Here is an 18,186-nt window from a genome sequence, read left to right as displayed (position 1 = left end):
CTTGACGGTCACCGCCATGGCTCTCGCCGGGGCAGCCATGCGCCTGCGTTCATGGACAAATAACGGCTGGCCTATATTTTCGCCCGACCTGCCGCGCCGCGGCTTTTCGGGATTCTGAACTGACATGGTCGATGTTCTGGCCGCATCGCAACACGCCAAGGCGGACACCGCGCTGCGCACGTTGGCGGGGATTTCGGTCGCGCATTGGGTCAGCCATTTCCACCTGTTCGTGCTGCCGATGCTGTTTCCGTTCCTCAAGGCACAGCTCGGCGTCGGCTATATCGAACTCGGTTTCGCGCTGACCGTGTTCGGCGTCGTATCCGGCCTGACCCAGGCCCCGATCGGATATCTCGCCGACCATATCGGGGCCAGAAAGGTCCTGCTGATCGGGCTCACCGTCGGCGGCCTCGCGCTGATCATGCTCGGCTTGCACCTCAGCTACGCCTCGCTGATCGTCTGCGCCGCGCTGCTCGGCCTCGCCAACAGCGTCTATCACCCCTGCGATTACGCGATCCTGTCGACCCATATGGACGAAGCGCGGATGGGCCGGGCGTTTTCGATCCATACCTTCGCCGGCTTTCTCGGTGGCGCGGTGGCGCCGGCGATCATGGCGGCGCTGGTGGCGCTCTTCGACGGGCCCGGCGCGCTGATCGTGGCCGGCGCGGTCGGACCGGTGGCGGCGCTGGCATTGCTCGCCGTCGGGATTCCCGACGCCAGTTCGGCTGACCGCAGGCAAGACGGCGCCGCCGCGCCGAAACAGAGCGTCGTCACGCCCGCGATCATCGTGCTGATGGTGTTCTTCATGCTGCTCGGCCTGTCGAATGCCGGCATCGGCAATTTCGGCGTCGTCGCGCTGATGAGCGGCTATGCTGTCAGCTTTTCGGCCGCCAATGTCGCGCTGACCGCCTTTCTCGGCGCTGGCGCGATCGGCGTGCTGGCGGGCGGCTATCTTGCCGACCGCACCGCGCGCCACGGACGGGTCGCTGCCGCGTGCTTTGCCGTCGACGCCGTGATCTTGACGGTCATCGCGACAACCACATTACCGGCCATCGTGCTGACCGCGGCGATGGGACTGGCCGGATTCCTCGGCGGCGTCATCGCGCCGTCGCGCGACATGCTGGTCCGCAACGCCGCCCCGCCCGGCGCTGCCGGCCGCGCCTTCGGCATCGTCTCCACCGGCTTCAATTTCAGCGGCATCCTCAGTCCGCTGCTGTTCGGCTGGATCATGGACCAGAACCTGCCGCATTGGGTGTTCGGCGCTTCCGCCGGCTTCATGGTCCTGACGGTGCTGCTGGCGCTTTGGACCGACCGCAAGCCGGAGCGCCGGTCGGACGGCCCGGTCAAGGGGCTAATGCATTCCTGAACCTCAATCCCGGCGGTTGACTGCATCGCGGGACGCCCGATGATGCGGCAACGACACCAGCCACGGGATGGACGCCATGACCTCGACCCCCGACCTCGTTATCCGCGGCGGCAGCATTGCCGATGGCAAAGGCGGCGAGCTGTTCGAAGCCGACGTCGCGATCACGGGCGGCCGTATCACCGAGGTCGGCAAGGTCGCGGGAACCGGCAAGGAAGAGATCGACGCCAGGGGCAAGCTGGTCACCCCCGGCTTTGTCGATGTCCACACCCATTATGACGGCCAGGTCACCTGGAGCCAGGACATCACGCCGTCCTCGCAGAACGGCGTGACCACCGCGATCATGGGCAATTGCGGCGTCGGCTTCGCGCCCTGCCGGCCGGTTGACCATGTCCGATTGATCCAGCTGATGGAGGGGGTCGAGGACATCCCCGAACCAGTCTTGAGCGCCGGCATTCCCTGGGCCTGGGAAAGCTTTCCCGATTACATGGAGTGGCTGTCGAAGCGGAGCTTCGACATGGACATCGGCGCGCAGCTGCCGCACGCGGCGCTGCGGGTCTATGTGATGGGCGATCGCGGCGCGCGACGTGATCCGTCGACGCCTGAAGACAACAAGGCGATGGCGGCATTGGCGGGCGATGCGGTGCGGTCAGGCGCACTCGGCTTTTCCACCTCGCGCACGCTCAACCACCGCACCTCGACCGGCGATTTCACGCCGACCCTGAAGGCCGGCGAGGACGAGCTGACCGCGATCGCAGCGGCGATGCATGGCCAGGGCCGCAGCGTCCTGCAGTTCGTGCTCGATCTCTCGACCATCAACGAGGATCTGCCGATGATGCTGCGGGTGGCGGAGAACACCGGGATCCCGGTGTCGTTCTCGATCACCCAGAACGACAAGGCGCCGCAGCGCTGGCGGCAGACGCTGGACACCATCCGCGAGGCCTCCGCGCGCGGCCTGTCGATCACGGCCCAGATCGCCGCCCGCCCGGTCGGGCTGATGCTGGGGCTCGAATTGTCGCGCAACCCCTTCCAGACTCATCCGAGCTACCAGGCGATCGCGCATTTGCCGCACGCCGAGCGGCTCGCCCGGCTGCGCCAGCCGGAACTGCGCAAGGCGATTCTCAGCGAGCACGCCACCGCGACCGACGACCCGCTGTTCTTCCGGCCCAACTACGACAAGATGTATCTGCTCGGCAATCCCCCTGATTACGAACAGCCGCCGGCGAACACGCTGGGCGCGCAGGCGCAACGCCAGGGCCGGCGGCCGGAAGAACTCGCCTATGAAGCCATGCTGACCGACGACGGCCGCGGCATGCTCTACGTGCCGTTCCTCAATTACGCCGACGGCAACCTCGATGCGACGCGCGAGATGCTGCGCGATCCCAACGCGGTGCCGGGCCTCTCCGACGGCGGAGCCCATTGCGGCATCATCTGCGACGCCAGCTTCCCGACCTACCTGCTGACGCACTGGACCCGCGACCGCAGCCGCGGCGAAAAGCTGTCGATCCCGTTCGTGGTGGCGGCGCAGGCGCGCAAGACCGCGCTCTCGGTCGGCCTCTACGACCGCGGCGTGATCGCGCCGGGCTTCAAGGCCGACGTCAATGTCATCGACTATGACCGGCTGCATCTGCATCCGCCAAAGGTGCATTACGACCTGCCGGTCGGCGGCCGCAGGCTGATGCAGCAGGTCGACGGCTATGAGGCCACCATCGTCTCCGGCGTGGTGACGCAGCGCGGCGGCAAGGCCACCGGCGCCCGCCCGGGCAAACTGGTGCGCGGCGCGCAGGGCTCGAAGGCGCAATTGGACGCAGCGGCGAGTTAGGGGCTCAACTGCCTTCAACCTGCACAGTGTCGTCCCAGCGTTCGCAAGGACGACCTCGCCTCACGCGAATTTCGGCTGCGCGGCGGCCTGAGCCAACAGCCTCCTTCGCTCGGAATTCGGCCACAGCAGCAAGAGGCCGAGCAGGCCCGAGGCGACCATGATCACCGCGTTGATGGTGAAGCCGGTCATGTAGCCGTCGAGCGGCACCGCCGCCTGCTGGATCACGGCGCCCATCACATAGGGGGCGATGATCCCGGCCAGCGTGTAGATCGCGCCATAGATCGCGATCACCGCGCCGCGTTGCCGGACCGGCGTGAACTCCCCGAGCATCGGCGGACAGACGACGTAGATCGACCCGCAGAGTCCCGCGCCCACCACCAGCAGCGCGATCTGGAGCGCTGCGCCGCTTACATACGGGAGGCCTGCGAGAATCGACCCGCCTATCACCAGCGGGACGGATCCGAGCACGCCGCGCGCGCCGCGCGTGCTGAACCCGCGCGCCAGCATCACCTGCGAAATCCACCCCGTCAGCAGCACGATCGCCGCGCCGAACACCCAGGGCAGCACCGAAACCCAGCCGGCATCCTGTTGCGAGAAGCCGAGCCCCTTGACGATGAACGGCGTGAACCAGGTCAGGCCGAGCGACAGCGCCCAATAGGCGCCGAAGGTCGCGACGCAGCAGCCGATGAACGTCCGCGAGGTCAGAAGCTGGAAATAGGGAACGCGCGGATCGGCTTCAGCCATCGCCACCGTCTGCACCAGCGGCCCTTCCTTGCCCATCACCAGCCACGCCGCCACCCACATCAGCCCGACCACGCCGAGCGCGCCGAAGGCGTAGTGCCAGCTATGGTTGACGATGATCCAGTTCAGCGCCGGCACCGCGAGGATGACGCCGAAGGCGGACCCCTGCGCGAGAATGGCGGTCGGCAGAGTCCGCTTCTCGTCGGGGAACCACTTGTAGATCGCATGCGCCGCCACGGCGAAGGCCGGCCCCTCGCCGGCGCCGAGGATGATGCGGCAGATCAGGAGCGTGGTGAAACTGACGGTGCCGACCATCGGGAACTGCGTCACCGACCAGACCACCGCCATCGCCAGCAGCACCCAGCGGGTATCGACCCGGTTGACGATGAAGCCGACGATGATGGCCGAGATCGAAAACAGGAAGAAGAACGAGGAACCAAGCAGTCCGAACTGCTCCGGCGAGAGCTTCAACTCGTCCATGATCGGCGCGCCGGCAAGGCCGACCACGATCTTGTCGGCGAAATTCACCAGCATGAACAGGAACAGCAGGAACGTCATGGTCCACGCGCCCTTGGGCGTCGATTGCGCGCTCATGGCTGGTTTCCCCGACTGTCTTGTGCCGGCTCTGTAAGGGTGGCCGGTCCTGATGGTACAAGCGGGTTCACGGACAAGGCAACCGGGCATTTGTGTTGATGGGGCGCCCGCATCGCAACGGACGGCTGTGCGCGACGAGCAGATGCGACCGCATCACGATACGGCGCGCCTGCGATTGAGACCGTGATCTCCGGCCACGGCCCTGATATGCTGCAAGGCATCAGAGCAAGGTGATCTTCATGGCCGGATCGGCCCATCGTCGCGCATGACCCGTTCGATCGTGCTCCATGTGACCGGTCTCACCAAGAGTTACCGCGCCGCCGGCGAAGAGATCGCCGTGCTGCGCGGGGTCAATCTGACCGTCGCCGCGCAGGAGAGCGTGGCGCTCACCGGCGAATCCGGCAGCGGCAAGAGCACGTTGCTGCACCTCGTCGCCGGGCTTGACGCCGCCGATGGCGGCGAGATCCGGCTCGGCGGCGTCTCGATCGCCGAACTTGACGATTCCGGGCGCGCCGAACTGCGGCGCGGCCGTCTCGGCCTGGTGTTCCAGCAATTCAACCTGATCCCGAGCCTCACCGTCGCAGACAACCTCGTGTTCCAGTCGCGCCTCGCCGGCCGCCACGATCCGGATTGGTACGAAGAGCTGGTGGAACGGCTTGGTCTCGGTCATTTGCTCAAGCGCTATCCCGAACAATTGTCCGGCGGCCAGCAGCAGCGGGTCGCCATCGGCCGGGCGCTGGCGGCAAAGCCGCTGCTGCTGCTCGCCGACGAGCCGACCGGCAATCTCGACGAGGCGACTGCGGACGAGGTGCTGGCGCTGGCGCGCGATCTTGTCACGCGCAGCGGCTGTGGCCTGTTGATGGTGACCCACAGCACGCGGCTTGCCGCCACGCTCGACCGGCAGGTCAACCTTCATGCCGGGGTGGTCGCGTGAGACGCGCGCTCTGGACCCTTGCCGTCCTGCTCAGCCATTGGCGGCGGCATCCGATGCAGCTTGCGACCCTGCTGATCGGGCTGGTCGCAGCGACCGCGCTCTGGAGCGGGGTGCAGGCGCTCAACCAGCAGGCGCGCAACGCCTATGATCGCGCCGCCGCCACCTTTGGCGGCGCCCGCACGGCGATGCTGGTCAGCCGCGACGGTGCAAGTCTTCCGCAACAGCTGTTCGTCGATTTGCGCCGCGCCGGCTGGCCGGTATCCCCCGTGCTCGAAGGCCGGCTTCAGATCGAGGGCCGGTCATTCGCCCTGCTGGGGATCGAGCCGGTGACCCTGCCCGCCGAGGTCGGCAACGCACCGTCGGTCGGCAGATCCGGCATGGTCTCCTTTATGACGCCGCCGGGAGAGATGCTGGTGGCGCCGGAGACGCTGGCCGACCTCAAGCTCGCAGAGGGCGCGCGCGCACGCGCCAATGGCGGCGCGTTGCTGCCGCCGCTGCGGGTGCAGTCGCAACTGGCGCCCGGCGTGCTGGTGGTCGATATCGGCATCGCCCAGACCATCCTCGGAATGCCGGGTCAGATCACCCGCCTGATGGTCGGCAAGGCCGCGGGGAAACACGCCTCGCTTGCAAGCGTCGCCGGTGACAGGCTGCATCTGATCGAACCCGATGCGGACACCGACCTCGAACGCCTCACCGATAGCTTCCATCTGAACCTGACCGCGTTCGGGCTGCTGTCGTTTCTGGTCGGGCTGTTCATCGTCAATTCGGCGATCGGGCTCGCCTTCGAGCAGCGGCTGCCTGTGCTGCGCACGTTGCGCGCCTGCGGCGTCTCGGCGCGAATGCTCAACGCCGTGCTGGTGGCCGAACTGGTGTCGCTGGCGCTGGTCGCGGGGCTGATCGGACTCGTGTGCGGGTACTACATCGCCTCCGCGCTGCTGCCTGATGTCGCGGCATCCCTGCGCGGGCTCTATGGCGCGCAGATTCCGGGGCAGCTTTCGCTCAGGCCGGAGTGGTGGCTGGCCGGCATCGCCATCAGCGTCATCGGCGCGCTCGCCGCCGCCGCGACCAGCCTGACCAAGGCGCTGCGGCTGCCGCTGCTCGCCGCCGCGCAACCCCGCGCCTGGCACCAGGCGCAGCGCCGCTGGCTGACCTATCAGAGCGCGCTGGCGCTGGCGGCGTTCGCTGCGGGCGGAGGCCTGCTGTGGTTCGGCGATTCGCTGATGTCAGGATTTGCCGTGCTCGCCGCATTGCTGCTGGGCGCGGCGCTGATCCTGCCGGCGGTTCTGGAAGCCGTGCTTTCGCTCGGCCAGCGATTTGCCTCCCGACCGCTCACCGTCTGGTTCTGGGCCGACAGCCGCCAGCAATTGTCGGGCTTGTCGCTGGCCTTGATGGCGCTGCTGCTGGCGCTTGCCGTCAATGTCGGCGTCGCCACCATGGTGGAAAGCTTCAGCCGGACGTTCCTGGTCTGGCTCGACGGGCGACTGGCGGCGGACATCTATGTCAGCGCGGCCAACGACGAGCAGGCGATGGAGATCAAGGCGTGGCTGCGCGAGCGGCCCGAGGTCGCGGCGATCCTGCCCGGCGGGCGCGCCGATACGCAGATCGCGGGCGCGCCGGTCGAGGTGCTGGGCCTGCCCGATCACGCCACCTATCGCGACAACTGGCCGCTGCTGCAATCGGCCGGCAATGTCTGGAGCAGGCTGCGCCCCGGCGATGCGGCCCTTGTCAGCGAGCAACTGGCGCGGCGTCTGAAGCTCTCCGTCGGCGACCGCATCGAGATGCCTGCGCCGGGCGGAAGCTGGCCGCTGCAGGTGATCGGCATCTATGCCGACTACGGCAACCCCAAGGGGCAGATCACGGTCAACTTCGCCGCGTTGACGCGGCGCTTTCCGGGAATCCCGCTGACGCGCATGGGGCTGCGGGTTGCACCGCCAGAGGTTCCGGCCCTCGTCGCGGACCTACGCGAAAAATTCGCGCTTGGCGAACGGAACGTCGTCGATCAGGCGACCATGAAGGCGGAATCGAAACGGATCTTCAACCGCACCTTTGCGGTGACCGCGGCGCTCAACGCCTTTACGCTCGGCGTCGCCGGCATCGCGCTGCTGACCAGCCTGCTCACCCTGGCCAATTCCCGGCTGCCGCAGCTGGCGCCGCTGTGGGCGGTGGGCATCACGCGGCGGCGGCTCGCCGTCATCGAACTCCTGAAGACCATGTCGGTGGCGCTGATCACCACTCTCTTTGCGCTTCCGCTCGGACTGCTGGTGGCGTGGTGCCTGCTGGCGATCGTCAACGTCAAGGCGTTCGGCTGGCGGCTGCCGTTTCACGTCTTCCCGATGGATCTGGTGTGGCTGGTCGGGGTGGCGCTGGCGGCCGCGCTCGCGGCGGCGGCGCTTCCCGTCCTCAGGCTGGCGCGCATGCAGCCGGCGAGCCTGATCCGGATTTTCGCCAATGAAAGGTAGCGGCCCGATCACCCGGCGCGGCCTGATCGGTAGCGCGCTTCTTGCGGGATTCACGGCCAAAGCCGTCGCGCAGGGATTTGCCGGGCTCGGCGAAGCCGCCGAAGGATTTGCGCCTGTTGTCCCCGGCAGGCCATTCACGTTTCCCGGCGATCACGGTCCGCATCCGGAGTTTCGGATCGAGTGGTGGTATGTGACGGCCAATCTCGTCGATGCCGGCGGTGCGGCCTGCGGCGCACAGTGGACGCTGTTTCGCCAGGCGATCGCGCCGGGCCCGCCACGGGAAGGCTGGACCAACCAGCAGGTCTGGATGGGCCATGCCGCGGTCACGCGCGCCGATACCCACCGCTATGCCCAGACCTTCGCGCGCGGCGGCATCGGTCAGGCCGGCGTCGAGGCGCAGCCCTTTCACGCCTGGATCGATTCATGGTCGATGCGCGGGCTCGAGGGATTGAACGGTACCAATGTCGCGCCACTCGAGCTGCGCGCGTCGGGCGCCGACTTCAGCTATGCGCTGCGCCTCGACGCCGACCGTCCACTGGTGCTGCAGGGTGACGCCGGCTACAGCCGGAAATCGCTGCGCGAGCAGGCTTCCTACTATTACAGCCAGCCGCATTATGCAGCGAAGGGCAGCATCACCATCGACGACAGGCCGGTCGAGGTGACGGGCCAGGCCTGGCTCGACCGCGAGTGGAGCACTCAGCCGCTGGCTGCAGACCAATCCGGATGGGACTGGCTCTCGCTTCATTTCAAGGGCGGCGACAAGCTGATGCTGTACCGGATGCGCCAGACCGACGGCCGTCACTACGGCTCCGGCAAATGGATCGCGCCGGACGGCAATGCCGAACTGCTCGCATCAACAGACATCGCCATGACCCCGCTTGCCTTCACCGAGATCGAGGGACGAAAAATCCCGACCGCATGGCGGATCGAGATTCCGCGAAGGGCGCTCGCGATCGAATGCACGCCGCTCAACGCCAAGAGCTGGATGGGGACGAGCTTTCCCTATTGGGAGGGCCCGATCCGTTTCGGCGGCAGCCATGAAGGCCTGGGATATCTCGAAATGACCGGCTATTGAGTCACCACGTTTAAAAAAAGGGATTCTGCAATGTATCATTTCACCGCGCTCGTCACGTGTCTGGCGGTTCTGGTCTACTTCTCTTCTTCGATCCTGGTGTCGCGGGCGCGCGTACAGTTTGGCGTGAAGGTACCGGCCATTACCGGCGATCCGGATTTCGAGCGCGTGTTTCGCGCGCAGATGAACACGCTGGAATGGCTGCCGATCTTCCTGCCGTCGCTGTGGCTGTTCGCGATCTATCTCAGTGACGGTATCGCAGCCCTCTTGGGGCTGGTCTGGGTCGTCGGCCGCATCCTCTACATACTCGGCTACGCCAAAGCCGCCGCAAAACGCGGCCCCGGCTTTGCGATCCAGGCGCTTGCGGCCATCGCGCTGTGGATCGGCGCCCTTGTCACCATCGCATGGCGGCTCGTGCAGGCTTGACGGCCGAGACGGCGCATTCGTTGCGAGGAGCAAGAAGCAAACCGCTGCTCTCGGGACATGACCAAACCCGACATCGCATCTTCAGGCATGACGTCGCGAAATTTCTCCGCTAACCTTTCCGTCAACCCGGCGGCAAAGCCGGTGGATACGGAGGACGGCGTGCAAACAGGGCGGGTCATATTCGGCGCCATGGACGAGGTCGTGTTCGGACGACCCGCTTCCGAGGCGATCGTCGAGCAGCTGGACCGGCTGGGCGCCAAACGCGCGTTCCTGATGGTCAGCGGCACGCTGAACCGCCAGACCGACGTGATCGAAAACATCCGCCGCGCCATGGGGCCGCGCTGTGTCGGCACCTTCGATGCGATGCCGCCGCACACGCCGCGCGCGGCCGTCATCGCCGCCAGCGAGCAGGCCCGCGCCACTGACGCCGACCTCATCGTCACCGTCGGCGGCGGCTCGATCACCGACGGCGCCAAGGCGGTGCAGCTATGTCTGGCCAACAATGCTCGCCGTCCGGAAGATATCGACCGCCTACGGTCCGGGGCTGGCCCGGCGCCGCAGCTCGCTCCGCCTGTCGTACGCCAGATCAGCGTGCCGACCACGATCGCCGGCGGCGAATTCACCTCCATTGCCGGCGTCACCAATGAAAAGACCCGGGTCAAGGAAGCGCTGCGCCATCCGCTCTTGATCCCGCGCGCGACGATCCTGGACCCCCGGCTTGGCGCGCACACGCCGGAATGGCTGTGGCTGTCGACCGGCATCCGCGCCGTCGACCATTGCGTCGAGGGCATCTGCTCGCGCGAGGCGCATCCCTATGGCGACGCCCACGCGCTGAAAGGACTGTCGATGCTGGCGCAGGCGTTGCCGCGGGTGAAGGCCGACGCCGCCGACCTCGACGCGCGGCTGGACTGCCAGATCGGGACCTGGCTTTCGACCGGCCCGCTGGCCTCGGGGGTGCCGATGGGCGCCAGCCACGGCATCGGCTATGTGCTCGGCGCCGAGTTCGGCGTGCCGCATGGCCACACCTCCTGCGTGATGCTGCCCTCGGTGATGCGCTGGAATAAATCCGCCAATGCCGAACGCCAGGCGCTGGTGTCAGCGGCGATGGGACATCCCGGCGAGGACGCCGGCGACGTGCTCGACCGCTTCATTCGCGGCCTCGGCATGCCGCGCAGCCTGCGCGAGGTCAAGGTGGGCGCGGAGCATTTCGACCGCATCGCGCAGGCGGCGATGGCAACGCCCTGGGTGCCCCGCAACCCGCGCCCGATCGAGGGGCCGGCGCAGGTGCGCGAGATTTTGGACATGACCGCGTAAGGAGATCGAAGAAAACATGTACACCGGCAAGCATGCTCGTCTGCGCCCGCTTCAGCCCGCCTTCATCATGGCGTCCTCCGGCGAGGCGGTGACCTATCGCGAGCTGGAAGCCCGCAGCAACCGGCTGGCGCACCTGTTTCGCAACCGGGGCCTGAAGCGGCTCGACCACTATTCGATCTTCATGGAGAACAACAGCCGCTACCTCGAAGCCTGCGGCGCCGGCGAACGAAGCGGCCTGTACTTTACCTGCGTGAACTCCTACCTGACGGCGGCCGAACTGGCCTACATCCTCACCAACAGCCAGTCGCGCATCCTCGTCACCTCGAAGGCGAAGCTCGATATCGCGCGCGAGGCGCTGAAGGAATGTCCCAAGGTCGAGCTTTGCATCGTTGTCGACGGCAACGGCGAAAGCGCGCGCATCGTCGGGCTGGAACAGGCGACGTCGGGCCTGCCGAAAACCCCGATTGCGGACGAATGCGCCGGCACCGCGATGCTCTATTCGTCGGGCACCACCGGAAGGCCCAAGGGGATCGTGCGGCCGTTGCCGGAGCAGCCGCCGCTCCAGAACCTGCCGATCTTCGATTTCCTCAACAAGCTGTGGCAGTACCGCGAAGGCATGGTCTATCTGTCGCCGGCGCCGCTCTATCATTCGGCGCCGCAGGCGGCCGTCAACCTGACGATCCGCGCCGGCGGCACCGTCATCATCATGGAAAGCTTCGACCCGGAAAACTACCTGAAGCTGGTCCAGCAATGGGGCGTCACCCACACCCAACTGGTGCCGACGATGTTCTCGCGGATGCTGAAACTGCCCGAGGAGGTGCGCTCGCGCTACGACCTCTCCTCGCTCGAGATCGCGATCCATGCCGCCGCACCCTGCCCGGCCGCCGTCAAGGACGACATGATCAGATGGTGGGGGCCGATCATCCACGAATATTACGGCGCCACCGAGGGACTTGGCTTCACCGCCTGCGACAGCGCGGAATGGCTGGCGCATCGCGGCACCGTGGGCAAGGTTCTGCTCGGCGACCTGCACATCCTCGACGAGGACATGCAGCCCTGCCCGGTCGGCACGCCGGGCACGGTGTGGTTCAAGACCGCCACGCCGTTCGAGTATTTCAACGATCCGGCCAAGACCCGGGAGGCCCGCTCGGCCGACGGCAGCATGAGCACGGTCGGCGACGTCGGCTATGTCGACGGTGACGGCTACCTCTATCTCACCGATCGCGCGACCTTCATGATCATCTCCGGCGGCGTCAACATCTACCCGCAGGAATGCGAGAACCTCCTGATCACCCATCCCAAGATCGCCGACGCCGCGGTGTTCGGCGTGCCCAATCCGGACCTCGGCGAGGAAGTGAAGGCCGTGGTGCAGCCGATGCCAGGGGTTTCGCCGGGGCCGGATCTCGCCGCGGAGCTGATCGCGTTTTGCAGCCAGTCGCTGTCGCGCCAGAAGGTGCCGCGCTCGATCGACTTCGAGGCGGAACTGCCGCGGCTTCCCACCGGAAAGCTCTACAAGCGGCTGCTGCGCGATCGCTACTGGGGCAACAAGACCTCGCGGATCGTCTAGTCGCCGTGGTGCAGTGCATCATTTGGTGAGGTGTCTGGCGCGAGCGGCGCTGCAACAGGTCGATGGGCCCAGCGCAAGTTCCACCACGCGAGCTTTAATCGGTCCAAATTACCAACCCCGCACCGGCCCTGGCCGGTTGCCCGGATGCACCTTCATGCTCTATCGTCGGCGGTAATCGGTCGCTTTCAGACCGAACAATCGGGAGGGGACACCATGCGGAGCGTATCAGCGCTTGCCGCCGCGGCGTTGTTATTGCTGCCGGCTTACGATGTCGCATCGGCGGCGGAGCCGAAAAAGGGCGGAATTCTCAGGGTCTATCACCGTGACAGTCCCGGCAGCGCCTCGATCCACGAGGGCGCGACCTACTCGATCAATGTTCCGTTCATGCCGGTGTTCAACAACCTCGTCATGTTCAAGCAGGACGTCGCGCAGAACAGCATGGAGTCGATCGTCCCGGATCTGGCGGAAAGCTGGGCCTGGAGCGCCGACGGCAAGAAGCTCACCTTCAAGCTGAAGCAGGGCGTCAACTGGCACGACGGCAAGCCGTTCACCTCGGCCGACGTCAAATGCACGTTCGACATGCTGATGGGAAAGTCGCAGCAGAAATTCCGCCAGAACCCGCGAAAGTCCTGGTACGATCAGGTCAACGACGTCACGACCTCGGGCGATTTCGAAGCATCGTTTGAGCTGAAGCGGCCGCAGCCGGCGCTGCTGACGCTGCTCGCCTCCGGCTACACCCCGGTCTATCCCTGCCACGTCTCACCGGGTGACATGCGCACCAAGCCGATCGGCACCGGCCCGTTCAAATTCGTCGAGTTCAAGGCCAACGAATCGATCAAGCTCACCAAGAACCCCGATTACTTCAAGAAGGGCCTGCCGCATCTGGACGGCATCGAGTTCACCATCATCACCAACCGATCGACGGCCATTCTCGGGTTCGTCTCCGGCAAGTTCGACATGACTTTCCCGACCGAAGTGTCGATCCCGCTGCTCAAGGACGTCAAGTCGCAGGCGCCCAACGCAGTCTGCGTGGTCGAACCGGTCAACGTCTCGACCAACATCATCGTCAACTCGTCCTCCCCGCCGTTCGACAATATCGATATTCGCCGCGCGCTCGCGCTTTCGCTCGACCGCAAGGCCTTCATCTCGATCATGTTCGAGGGACAGGCCGACATCGGCGGCACCATGCTTCCGGCGCCGGGCGGTCTGTGGGCGATGCCGAAGGAGATGCTGGAATCGATACCGGGTTACGGACCTGACATCAACGCCAACCGGGAAGAGGCGCGCAAGCTGATGCAGAAGGCCGGATACGGCCCGGAAAAGCGCCTCGCCGTCAAGGTCGCGACGCGCAACATCCCGATCTACCGCGATCCCGCCGTCATCCTGATCGACCAGATCAAGGGCATCTACATCGACGGCGAACTCGACGTCGTGGATACCGCGCAATGGTTCCCGAAAGTCGCGCGCAAGGACTATTCGCTCGGTCTCAACCTCACCGGCAATGCCGTCGACGATCCCGATCAGTCCTTCTACGAGAATTATTCCTGCGGCTCGGAGCGCAACTACACCAACTATTGCAACAGGGAAATCGAGAAGCTGTTCGACGAGCAGTCGGTCGAGAAGGACGTATCCAAGCGCAAAAAGCTGGTCTGGGAGATCGACAAGAAGCTCCAGGAAGACGTGGCGCGGCCGATCATCTTCCACAGCCGGACCGGGTCCTGCTGGCAGCCTTATGTCAAGGGCATCACCATCATGGTGAACAGCTCCTATAACGGCTATCGTTACGAGGACGTCTGGATGGACAAGTAAAGTTCAGCCGCGAGCATAGCGTTTTCGAGCGAAGTGGAACCCGGTTCGCGTGAAGAAAACGCGTCAAAGCAAAAAACTGGTGTTCGGTTCTGATTTAATCAGAATCGAACAAAGGCCAGCCGACAAGGGAGTGCAGCCAGGTGTTTGCCTACATCGTGCGACGCCTCGTCTTGATGTTCGTGACCCTGGTCGGGATCTCGATCATCATCTTCGTGCTGCTGCGCGTCGTCCCCGGCAACATCGTCGATATCCTGTTCGACGCCGCGGGCTTCGTCGATCCCACCGACAAGGCCAATCTGGAGAAAGAACTGGGCCTCAATCTGCCGATCTACGTGCAGTACCTGCACTGGATCGGCGGGCTGCTGCAAGGCGACCTCGGCTATTCCTATGTGTCGGAAAAGCCGGCCTTGCAGGAGATCCTGCCGCGGATTCCGATCACGGCGCGGCTGGCGGCGCTCGCATTGTTGTTCTCCGCCTCGATCGGCATTCCGCTTGGCGTCATCAGCGCCGTCCACCAGGGTTCGCGGCTTGACTACGCGCTGCGCGTCGTCAGCCTGAGCGGGCTGTCGCTGCCGTCCTTCTGGCTCGGGCTGTTGATCCTGATGGCGTCGGTTTCGCTGTTCGGAGCCATGCCGATCTACAATCCCAACCCGCAGACCTGGACCGAGGCGTTTGCGATCTATTGCGTTCCGGCGATGGCGGTCGGCTTTCGCAGCGCGGCGCTGACGATGCGCATCACCCGCTCCTCGATGCTCGAAATCCTGCGGCAGGACTACATCCGCACCGCGCGCGCCAAGGGCGCCTCCGAAGCGTCGGTCAATTACCGCCATGCGCTGAAGAACGCCATCCTTCCGGTCATCACCGTGATCGGCATCGAGGCGGCGTTCCTGATCGGCGGGCTGATCGTGACCGAAACCGTCTTCAACATCCCCGGCGTCGCCCGCTTCCTGGTCGAGGCGCTGCGCTGGCGCGACTACCCGATCGTCCAGAACCTGGTGATGCTGATCGCCGTGGTGGTGGTGGTCGCGAACTTCACCGTCGACATGCTTTACGCCGCGATCGATCCGCGCATCCGCTACACGGACTAGGAGCCCGCCGCTTGACCACGATCAACTACGACAGCGAGCTGCGACGGGCCGGTGCCCATTCGACCCATGGCTGGCGCCGGCTCACGTTCCTCGCGCAACGCTATCTGCTCGGCACCATCGGCCTGTTCATCATGGTGCTGTTTGTCTGGGTGGCGATATCGGCCGACCTGATCGCGCGCTTCGACCCGCTCAGCGTCGATTCCGCGCAGCGGCTGGCGGCGCCCAGCCTGCAGCACTGGATGGGAACCGATTCGTTCGGCCGCGACGTCTGGAGCCGGATCATCCACGGCGCGCGCATCTCGCTCGCCGTCGGCATCGGCGCCACCCTGCTGGGGTCCTCGATCGGCGTCATCGTCGGCCTTGCCTCCGGCTATCTGTCGGGCTGGGTCGATCTCCTGTTCCAGCGCGTCACCGACATACTTCAAGCCCTGCCGCTGCTCGTGCTGGCGCTGGTGATGACGGCGGCGCTCGGTCCATCGCTGCCGAACGTGATCATTGCCATCGCGATTCCCTTGATTCCGACGGTCGCCCGCGTCATCCGCGCCAATACGCTGGCGCTGCGCGAGCAGCCGTTCGTCGAGGCCGCCAAGTCGATCGGCATGAGCGAGACCCGCATTGCCTTCCGTCACGTGCTGCCCAACACGCTGGCGCCGCTGATCGTACTGGCGACCGCGCAGCTCGGCTCCACTATCCTCACCGAAGCCTCGCTGTCGTTTCTCGGCCTCGGCATCCCCGAGCCCTATCCGTCATGGGGCCGCATGCTGTCGGAATCGGCGGCGGAGTATGTCCGCACCGCGCCATGGCTTGTGATCTTCCCGGGCGTGGCGATCAGCCTTGCGGTGTTCGGCACCAACCTGTTCGGCGACGCGCTGCGCGACATCCTCGACCCGAGGCAGCGCGGCTGATGCGGGAGGCAGGGGCGGAAGATACGGTTCTCGACGTCAAGAACCTGCAGACGGTGTTCTTCACCAATTCGGGGCTGTTCCGCGCGGTCGACGACCTGTCGTTCACCGTGCGTCGCGGCGAGACCCTCGCGATCGTCGGCGAGTCCGGCTGCGGCAAGAGCGTGACGGCGCTGTCGGTGATGCGGCTGGTGCCGGACCCGCCCGGCAGGATCGTTGGCGGCTCGGTGATGCTGGAAGGAACCGACCTGCTCGGTCTCGACGAGGCCGAGATGCGCAAGATCCGCGGCAACCGGATCTCGATGATCTTCCAGGAGCCGATGACCTCGCTCAACCCGGTGATGCGGATCGGCGACCAGATTACCGAGGTGGTCCACCTGCACCAGGAAATGTCCTCGAAGGAAGCCTGGGCAAAGGCGGTCGAGATGCTGCGGCTGGTTCGCATTCCCGAACCCGAACGGCGGGCGCACGAGTATCCGCACCAGCTCTCCGGCGGCATGCGGCAGCGCGCGATGATCGCGATGGCGCTGGCGTGCCGGCCGACGCTGTTGATCGCGGACGAGCCGACCACGGCGCTGGACGTGACCATCCAGGCCCAGATCCTGGCGCTGATCCTCGATCTGCAGAAGACGCTCGGCACCGGGCTGGTCCTGATCACGCACGATCTCGGCGTGGTGGCACAGACCGCCCAGCGCGTCATCGTCATGTACGCCGGCAAGAAGGTCGAGGAAGCCACCGTCGAGGACCTGTTCGATAATCCCCGGCATCCCTATACGCGCGGGCTGATGGCCTCGATGCCGGCGGTGATTTCGTTCGGCGCCAGGACCGATGCGCGGCTGACCGAGATTCCCGGCATGGTGCCGTCACTGACCAATTTACCGCCGGGCTGCGCCTTTGCGCCGCGCTGCAGCCTTGCCATCGACATCTGCCGCGCCGAATACCCTCCGCTGCAGGAATTCGGCTGCAATCACCTGGCGGCGTGCTGGCGCGCCGCCGAGATGGTGGCCGCGCCATGACCGATCAACGCCCGCTGCTGGAGGTCACCGACCTCGTCAAGCATTACGCGGTGCGCGGCGGCGTGCTGCGGCGCCGCGTCGGCACCGTGCATGCCGTCGACGGCGTCAGCTTCTCGGTCGCCAAAGGCGAGACGCTCGGGCTCGTCGGCGAGTCCGGCTGCGGCAAATCGACGGTCGCGCGCAGCGTGCTCAGGCTGGTAGAGCCCTCCAGCGGCGCCATCAAACTCAACGGCACCGACATCATCGGCCTCAGCAAGGCCGAGATGCGGCCGCACCGCCGCTCGATGCAGATCGTGTTCCAGGACCCGTTCGCCTCGCTCAACCCGCGCATGACCGCGGGCGAGATCGTCGGCGAGCCGCTCGGCGTCCATGGCCTTGCCACCGGCCGGGTGCAGCAGGAGCGGGTCGCCGAACTGTTCGCCCAGGTCGGCCTGAGGTCCGACCAGATGAAGAACTATCCGCATCAGTTCTCCGGCGGACAACGCCAGCGCATCTGCATCGCACGCGCGCTGTCGCTCGGCCCCAGCCTGATCGTGTGTGACGAGCCGGTGTCGGCGCTCGACGTCTCGATCCAGGCGCAGGTGATCAACCTGCTGATCGACCTGCAGCGCAAGAACGGCTTCTCCTACCTGTTCATTGCCCACGATCTCGCGGTGGTCGCCCATATCAGCCACCGCGTCGCCGTGATGTATCTCGGGCGAATCGTCGAGATCGCCGACAAGGCCGAACTGTTCGCCAACCCGCGCCATCCCTACACCCAGGCATTGCTGGCGTCGGTCCCGATCGCCGACCCCAAGGCGAAGAAACTGGCCCCTATGATCGACGGCGACGTCCCGAGCCCGATCAATCCACCCTCAGGCTGCGCGTTCCACACCCGCTGCCGCTATGTGATGGACCGCTGCAAGGTGGAAAGGCCGGCGCTGGCGGATGCCGGCGAACGGCACCAGGTGGCGTGCTGGCTCAATGACGGGACCGGGCGGCCCGGTTGAGCACTTACGTCATTGCGAGGAGCGAAGCGACGAAGCAATCCAAACTTGCTTCGCGGATCGATGGATTGCTTCGCGGAGCCTGTCATCGGGCGC

14 protein-coding genes are annotated in these 18,186 nt (G+C 65.8%); 13 read left to right on the top strand and 1 reads right to left on the bottom strand.

What is annotated here, in order from left to right; all coding sequences use genetic code 11:
- Positions 1–124: 124 nt before the first annotated feature.
- Positions 125–1,363 carry an MFS transporter gene (locus Q0D31_RS10240; RefSeq protein WP_291849411.1) on the top strand — a complete coding sequence of 413 codons (1,239 nt, stop codon included), beginning with the start codon at positions 125–127 and terminating at the stop codon, positions 1,361–1,363.
- 76 nt (positions 1,364–1,439) lie between these two features.
- Positions 1,440–3,182, top strand: a complete 1,743-nt coding sequence (locus Q0D31_RS10235; RefSeq protein ID WP_291849408.1) for an amidohydrolase family protein — start codon at positions 1,440–1,442, stop codon at positions 3,180–3,182.
- 60 nt (positions 3,183–3,242) lie between these two features.
- On the opposite strand, the gene Q0D31_RS10230 is transcribed toward Q0D31_RS10235, so the two are convergent.
- A complete protein-coding gene (locus tag Q0D31_RS10230) occupies positions 3,243–4,517 on the bottom strand; it encodes an MFS transporter (RefSeq protein WP_291849405.1) in 1,275 nt (424 codons plus the stop codon).
- 265 nt (positions 4,518–4,782) lie between these two features.
- Between Q0D31_RS10230 and Q0D31_RS10225 the strand changes: the two genes are divergently transcribed.
- The 11 genes from Q0D31_RS10225 to Q0D31_RS10175 all read left to right on the top strand — a co-directional run bounded on the left by Q0D31_RS10225 (position 4,783) and on the right by Q0D31_RS10175 (position 18,093).
- Positions 4,783–5,451 carry an ABC transporter ATP-binding protein gene (locus Q0D31_RS10225; protein WP_291849402.1) on the top strand — a complete coding sequence of 223 codons (669 nt, stop codon included), beginning with the start codon at positions 4,783–4,785 and terminating at the stop codon, positions 5,449–5,451.
- Positions 5,448–7,910 carry an ABC transporter permease gene (locus Q0D31_RS10220; protein ID WP_291849399.1) on the top strand — a complete coding sequence of 821 codons (2,463 nt, stop codon included), beginning with the start codon at positions 5,448–5,450 and terminating at the stop codon, positions 7,908–7,910. Before Q0D31_RS10225 ends, Q0D31_RS10220 begins: the two co-directional genes overlap by 4 nt.
- Positions 7,900–8,985: a lipocalin-like domain-containing protein gene (locus tag Q0D31_RS10215; protein WP_291849396.1), complete on the top strand. Its 1,086-nt coding sequence runs from the start codon at positions 7,900–7,902 to the stop codon at positions 8,983–8,985. The genes Q0D31_RS10220 and Q0D31_RS10215 overlap by 11 nt, the downstream gene beginning before the upstream one ends.
- Before the next feature lie 30 nt (positions 8,986–9,015).
- Positions 9,016–9,408 (top strand): MAPEG family protein, encoded by a 393-nt coding sequence (locus Q0D31_RS10210; RefSeq protein ID WP_291849393.1) that lies wholly within the window; start codon positions 9,016–9,018, stop codon positions 9,406–9,408.
- A 159-nt stretch (positions 9,409–9,567) separates the two neighbouring features.
- Positions 9,568–10,722, top strand: a complete 1,155-nt coding sequence (locus Q0D31_RS10205) for an iron-containing alcohol dehydrogenase (protein WP_291849881.1) — start codon at positions 9,568–9,570, stop codon at positions 10,720–10,722.
- 16 nt (positions 10,723–10,738) lie between these two features.
- A complete protein-coding gene (locus Q0D31_RS10200) occupies positions 10,739–12,289 on the top strand; it encodes an AMP-binding protein (protein WP_291849390.1) in 1,551 nt (516 codons plus the stop codon).
- A 213-nt stretch (positions 12,290–12,502) separates the two neighbouring features.
- Entirely contained in the window at positions 12,503–14,098 is a 1,596-nt protein-coding gene (locus Q0D31_RS10195; RefSeq protein ID WP_291849387.1) for an ABC transporter substrate-binding protein, read from the top strand.
- A 140-nt stretch (positions 14,099–14,238) separates the two neighbouring features.
- The gene (locus Q0D31_RS10190; RefSeq protein ID WP_291849384.1) at positions 14,239–15,186 is read left to right on the top strand and encodes an ABC transporter permease; all 948 of its coding nucleotides are present in this window, start codon (positions 14,239–14,241) and stop codon (positions 15,184–15,186) included.
- An 11-nt stretch (positions 15,187–15,197) separates the two neighbouring features.
- Positions 15,198–16,091 (top strand): ABC transporter permease, encoded by an 894-nt coding sequence (locus Q0D31_RS10185; protein ID WP_291849381.1) that lies wholly within the window; start codon positions 15,198–15,200, stop codon positions 16,089–16,091.
- Complete coding sequence (locus Q0D31_RS10180; RefSeq protein ID WP_291849377.1) at positions 16,091–17,104, top strand: ABC transporter ATP-binding protein; 1,014 nt, start codon at positions 16,091–16,093, stop codon at positions 17,102–17,104. The genes Q0D31_RS10185 and Q0D31_RS10180 overlap by 1 nt, the downstream gene beginning before the upstream one ends.
- Complete coding sequence (locus tag Q0D31_RS10175; protein ID WP_291849373.1) at positions 17,101–18,093, top strand: dipeptide ABC transporter ATP-binding protein; 993 nt, start codon at positions 17,101–17,103, stop codon at positions 18,091–18,093. Before Q0D31_RS10180 ends, Q0D31_RS10175 begins: the two co-directional genes overlap by 4 nt.
- Positions 18,094–18,186: the final 93 nt, after the last annotated feature.

It is taken from the genome of Bradyrhizobium sp., assembly GCF_022844465.1.
In the GTDB taxonomy this organism is placed as follows: domain Bacteria; phylum Pseudomonadota; class Alphaproteobacteria; order Rhizobiales; family Xanthobacteraceae; genus Bradyrhizobium.
The sequence above is the reverse complement of the archived record's forward strand: the minus strand, read 5'-3'. Positions and strand labels throughout refer to the sequence as shown.

Bases quoted from the DNA above. Each gene is read 5' to 3' on its own strand.
- Q0D31_RS10240 (WP_291849411.1), top strand. From the start codon at position 125: ATGGTCGATGTTCTGGCCGCATCGCAACACGCCAAGGCGGACACCGCG.
- Q0D31_RS10235 (WP_291849408.1), top strand. From the start codon at position 1,440: ATGACCTCGACCCCCGACCTCGTTATCCGCGGCGGCAGCATTGCCGAT.
- Q0D31_RS10230 (WP_291849405.1), bottom strand. From the start codon at position 4,517: ATGAGCGCGCAATCGACGCCCAAGGGCGCGTGGACCATGACGTTCCTG.
- Q0D31_RS10225 (WP_291849402.1), top strand. From the start codon at position 4,783: ATGACCCGTTCGATCGTGCTCCATGTGACCGGTCTCACCAAGAGTTAC.
- Q0D31_RS10215 (WP_291849396.1), top strand. From the start codon at position 7,900: ATGAAAGGTAGCGGCCCGATCACCCGGCGCGGCCTGATCGGTAGCGCG.
- Q0D31_RS10210 (WP_291849393.1), top strand. From the start codon at position 9,016: ATGTATCATTTCACCGCGCTCGTCACGTGTCTGGCGGTTCTGGTCTAC.
- Q0D31_RS10200 (WP_291849390.1), top strand. From the start codon at position 10,739: ATGTACACCGGCAAGCATGCTCGTCTGCGCCCGCTTCAGCCCGCCTTC.
- Q0D31_RS10195 (WP_291849387.1), top strand. From the start codon at position 12,503: ATGCGGAGCGTATCAGCGCTTGCCGCCGCGGCGTTGTTATTGCTGCCG.
- Q0D31_RS10180 (WP_291849377.1), top strand. From the start codon at position 16,091: ATGCGGGAGGCAGGGGCGGAAGATACGGTTCTCGACGTCAAGAACCTG.
- Q0D31_RS10175 (WP_291849373.1), top strand. From the start codon at position 17,101: ATGACCGATCAACGCCCGCTGCTGGAGGTCACCGACCTCGTCAAGCAT.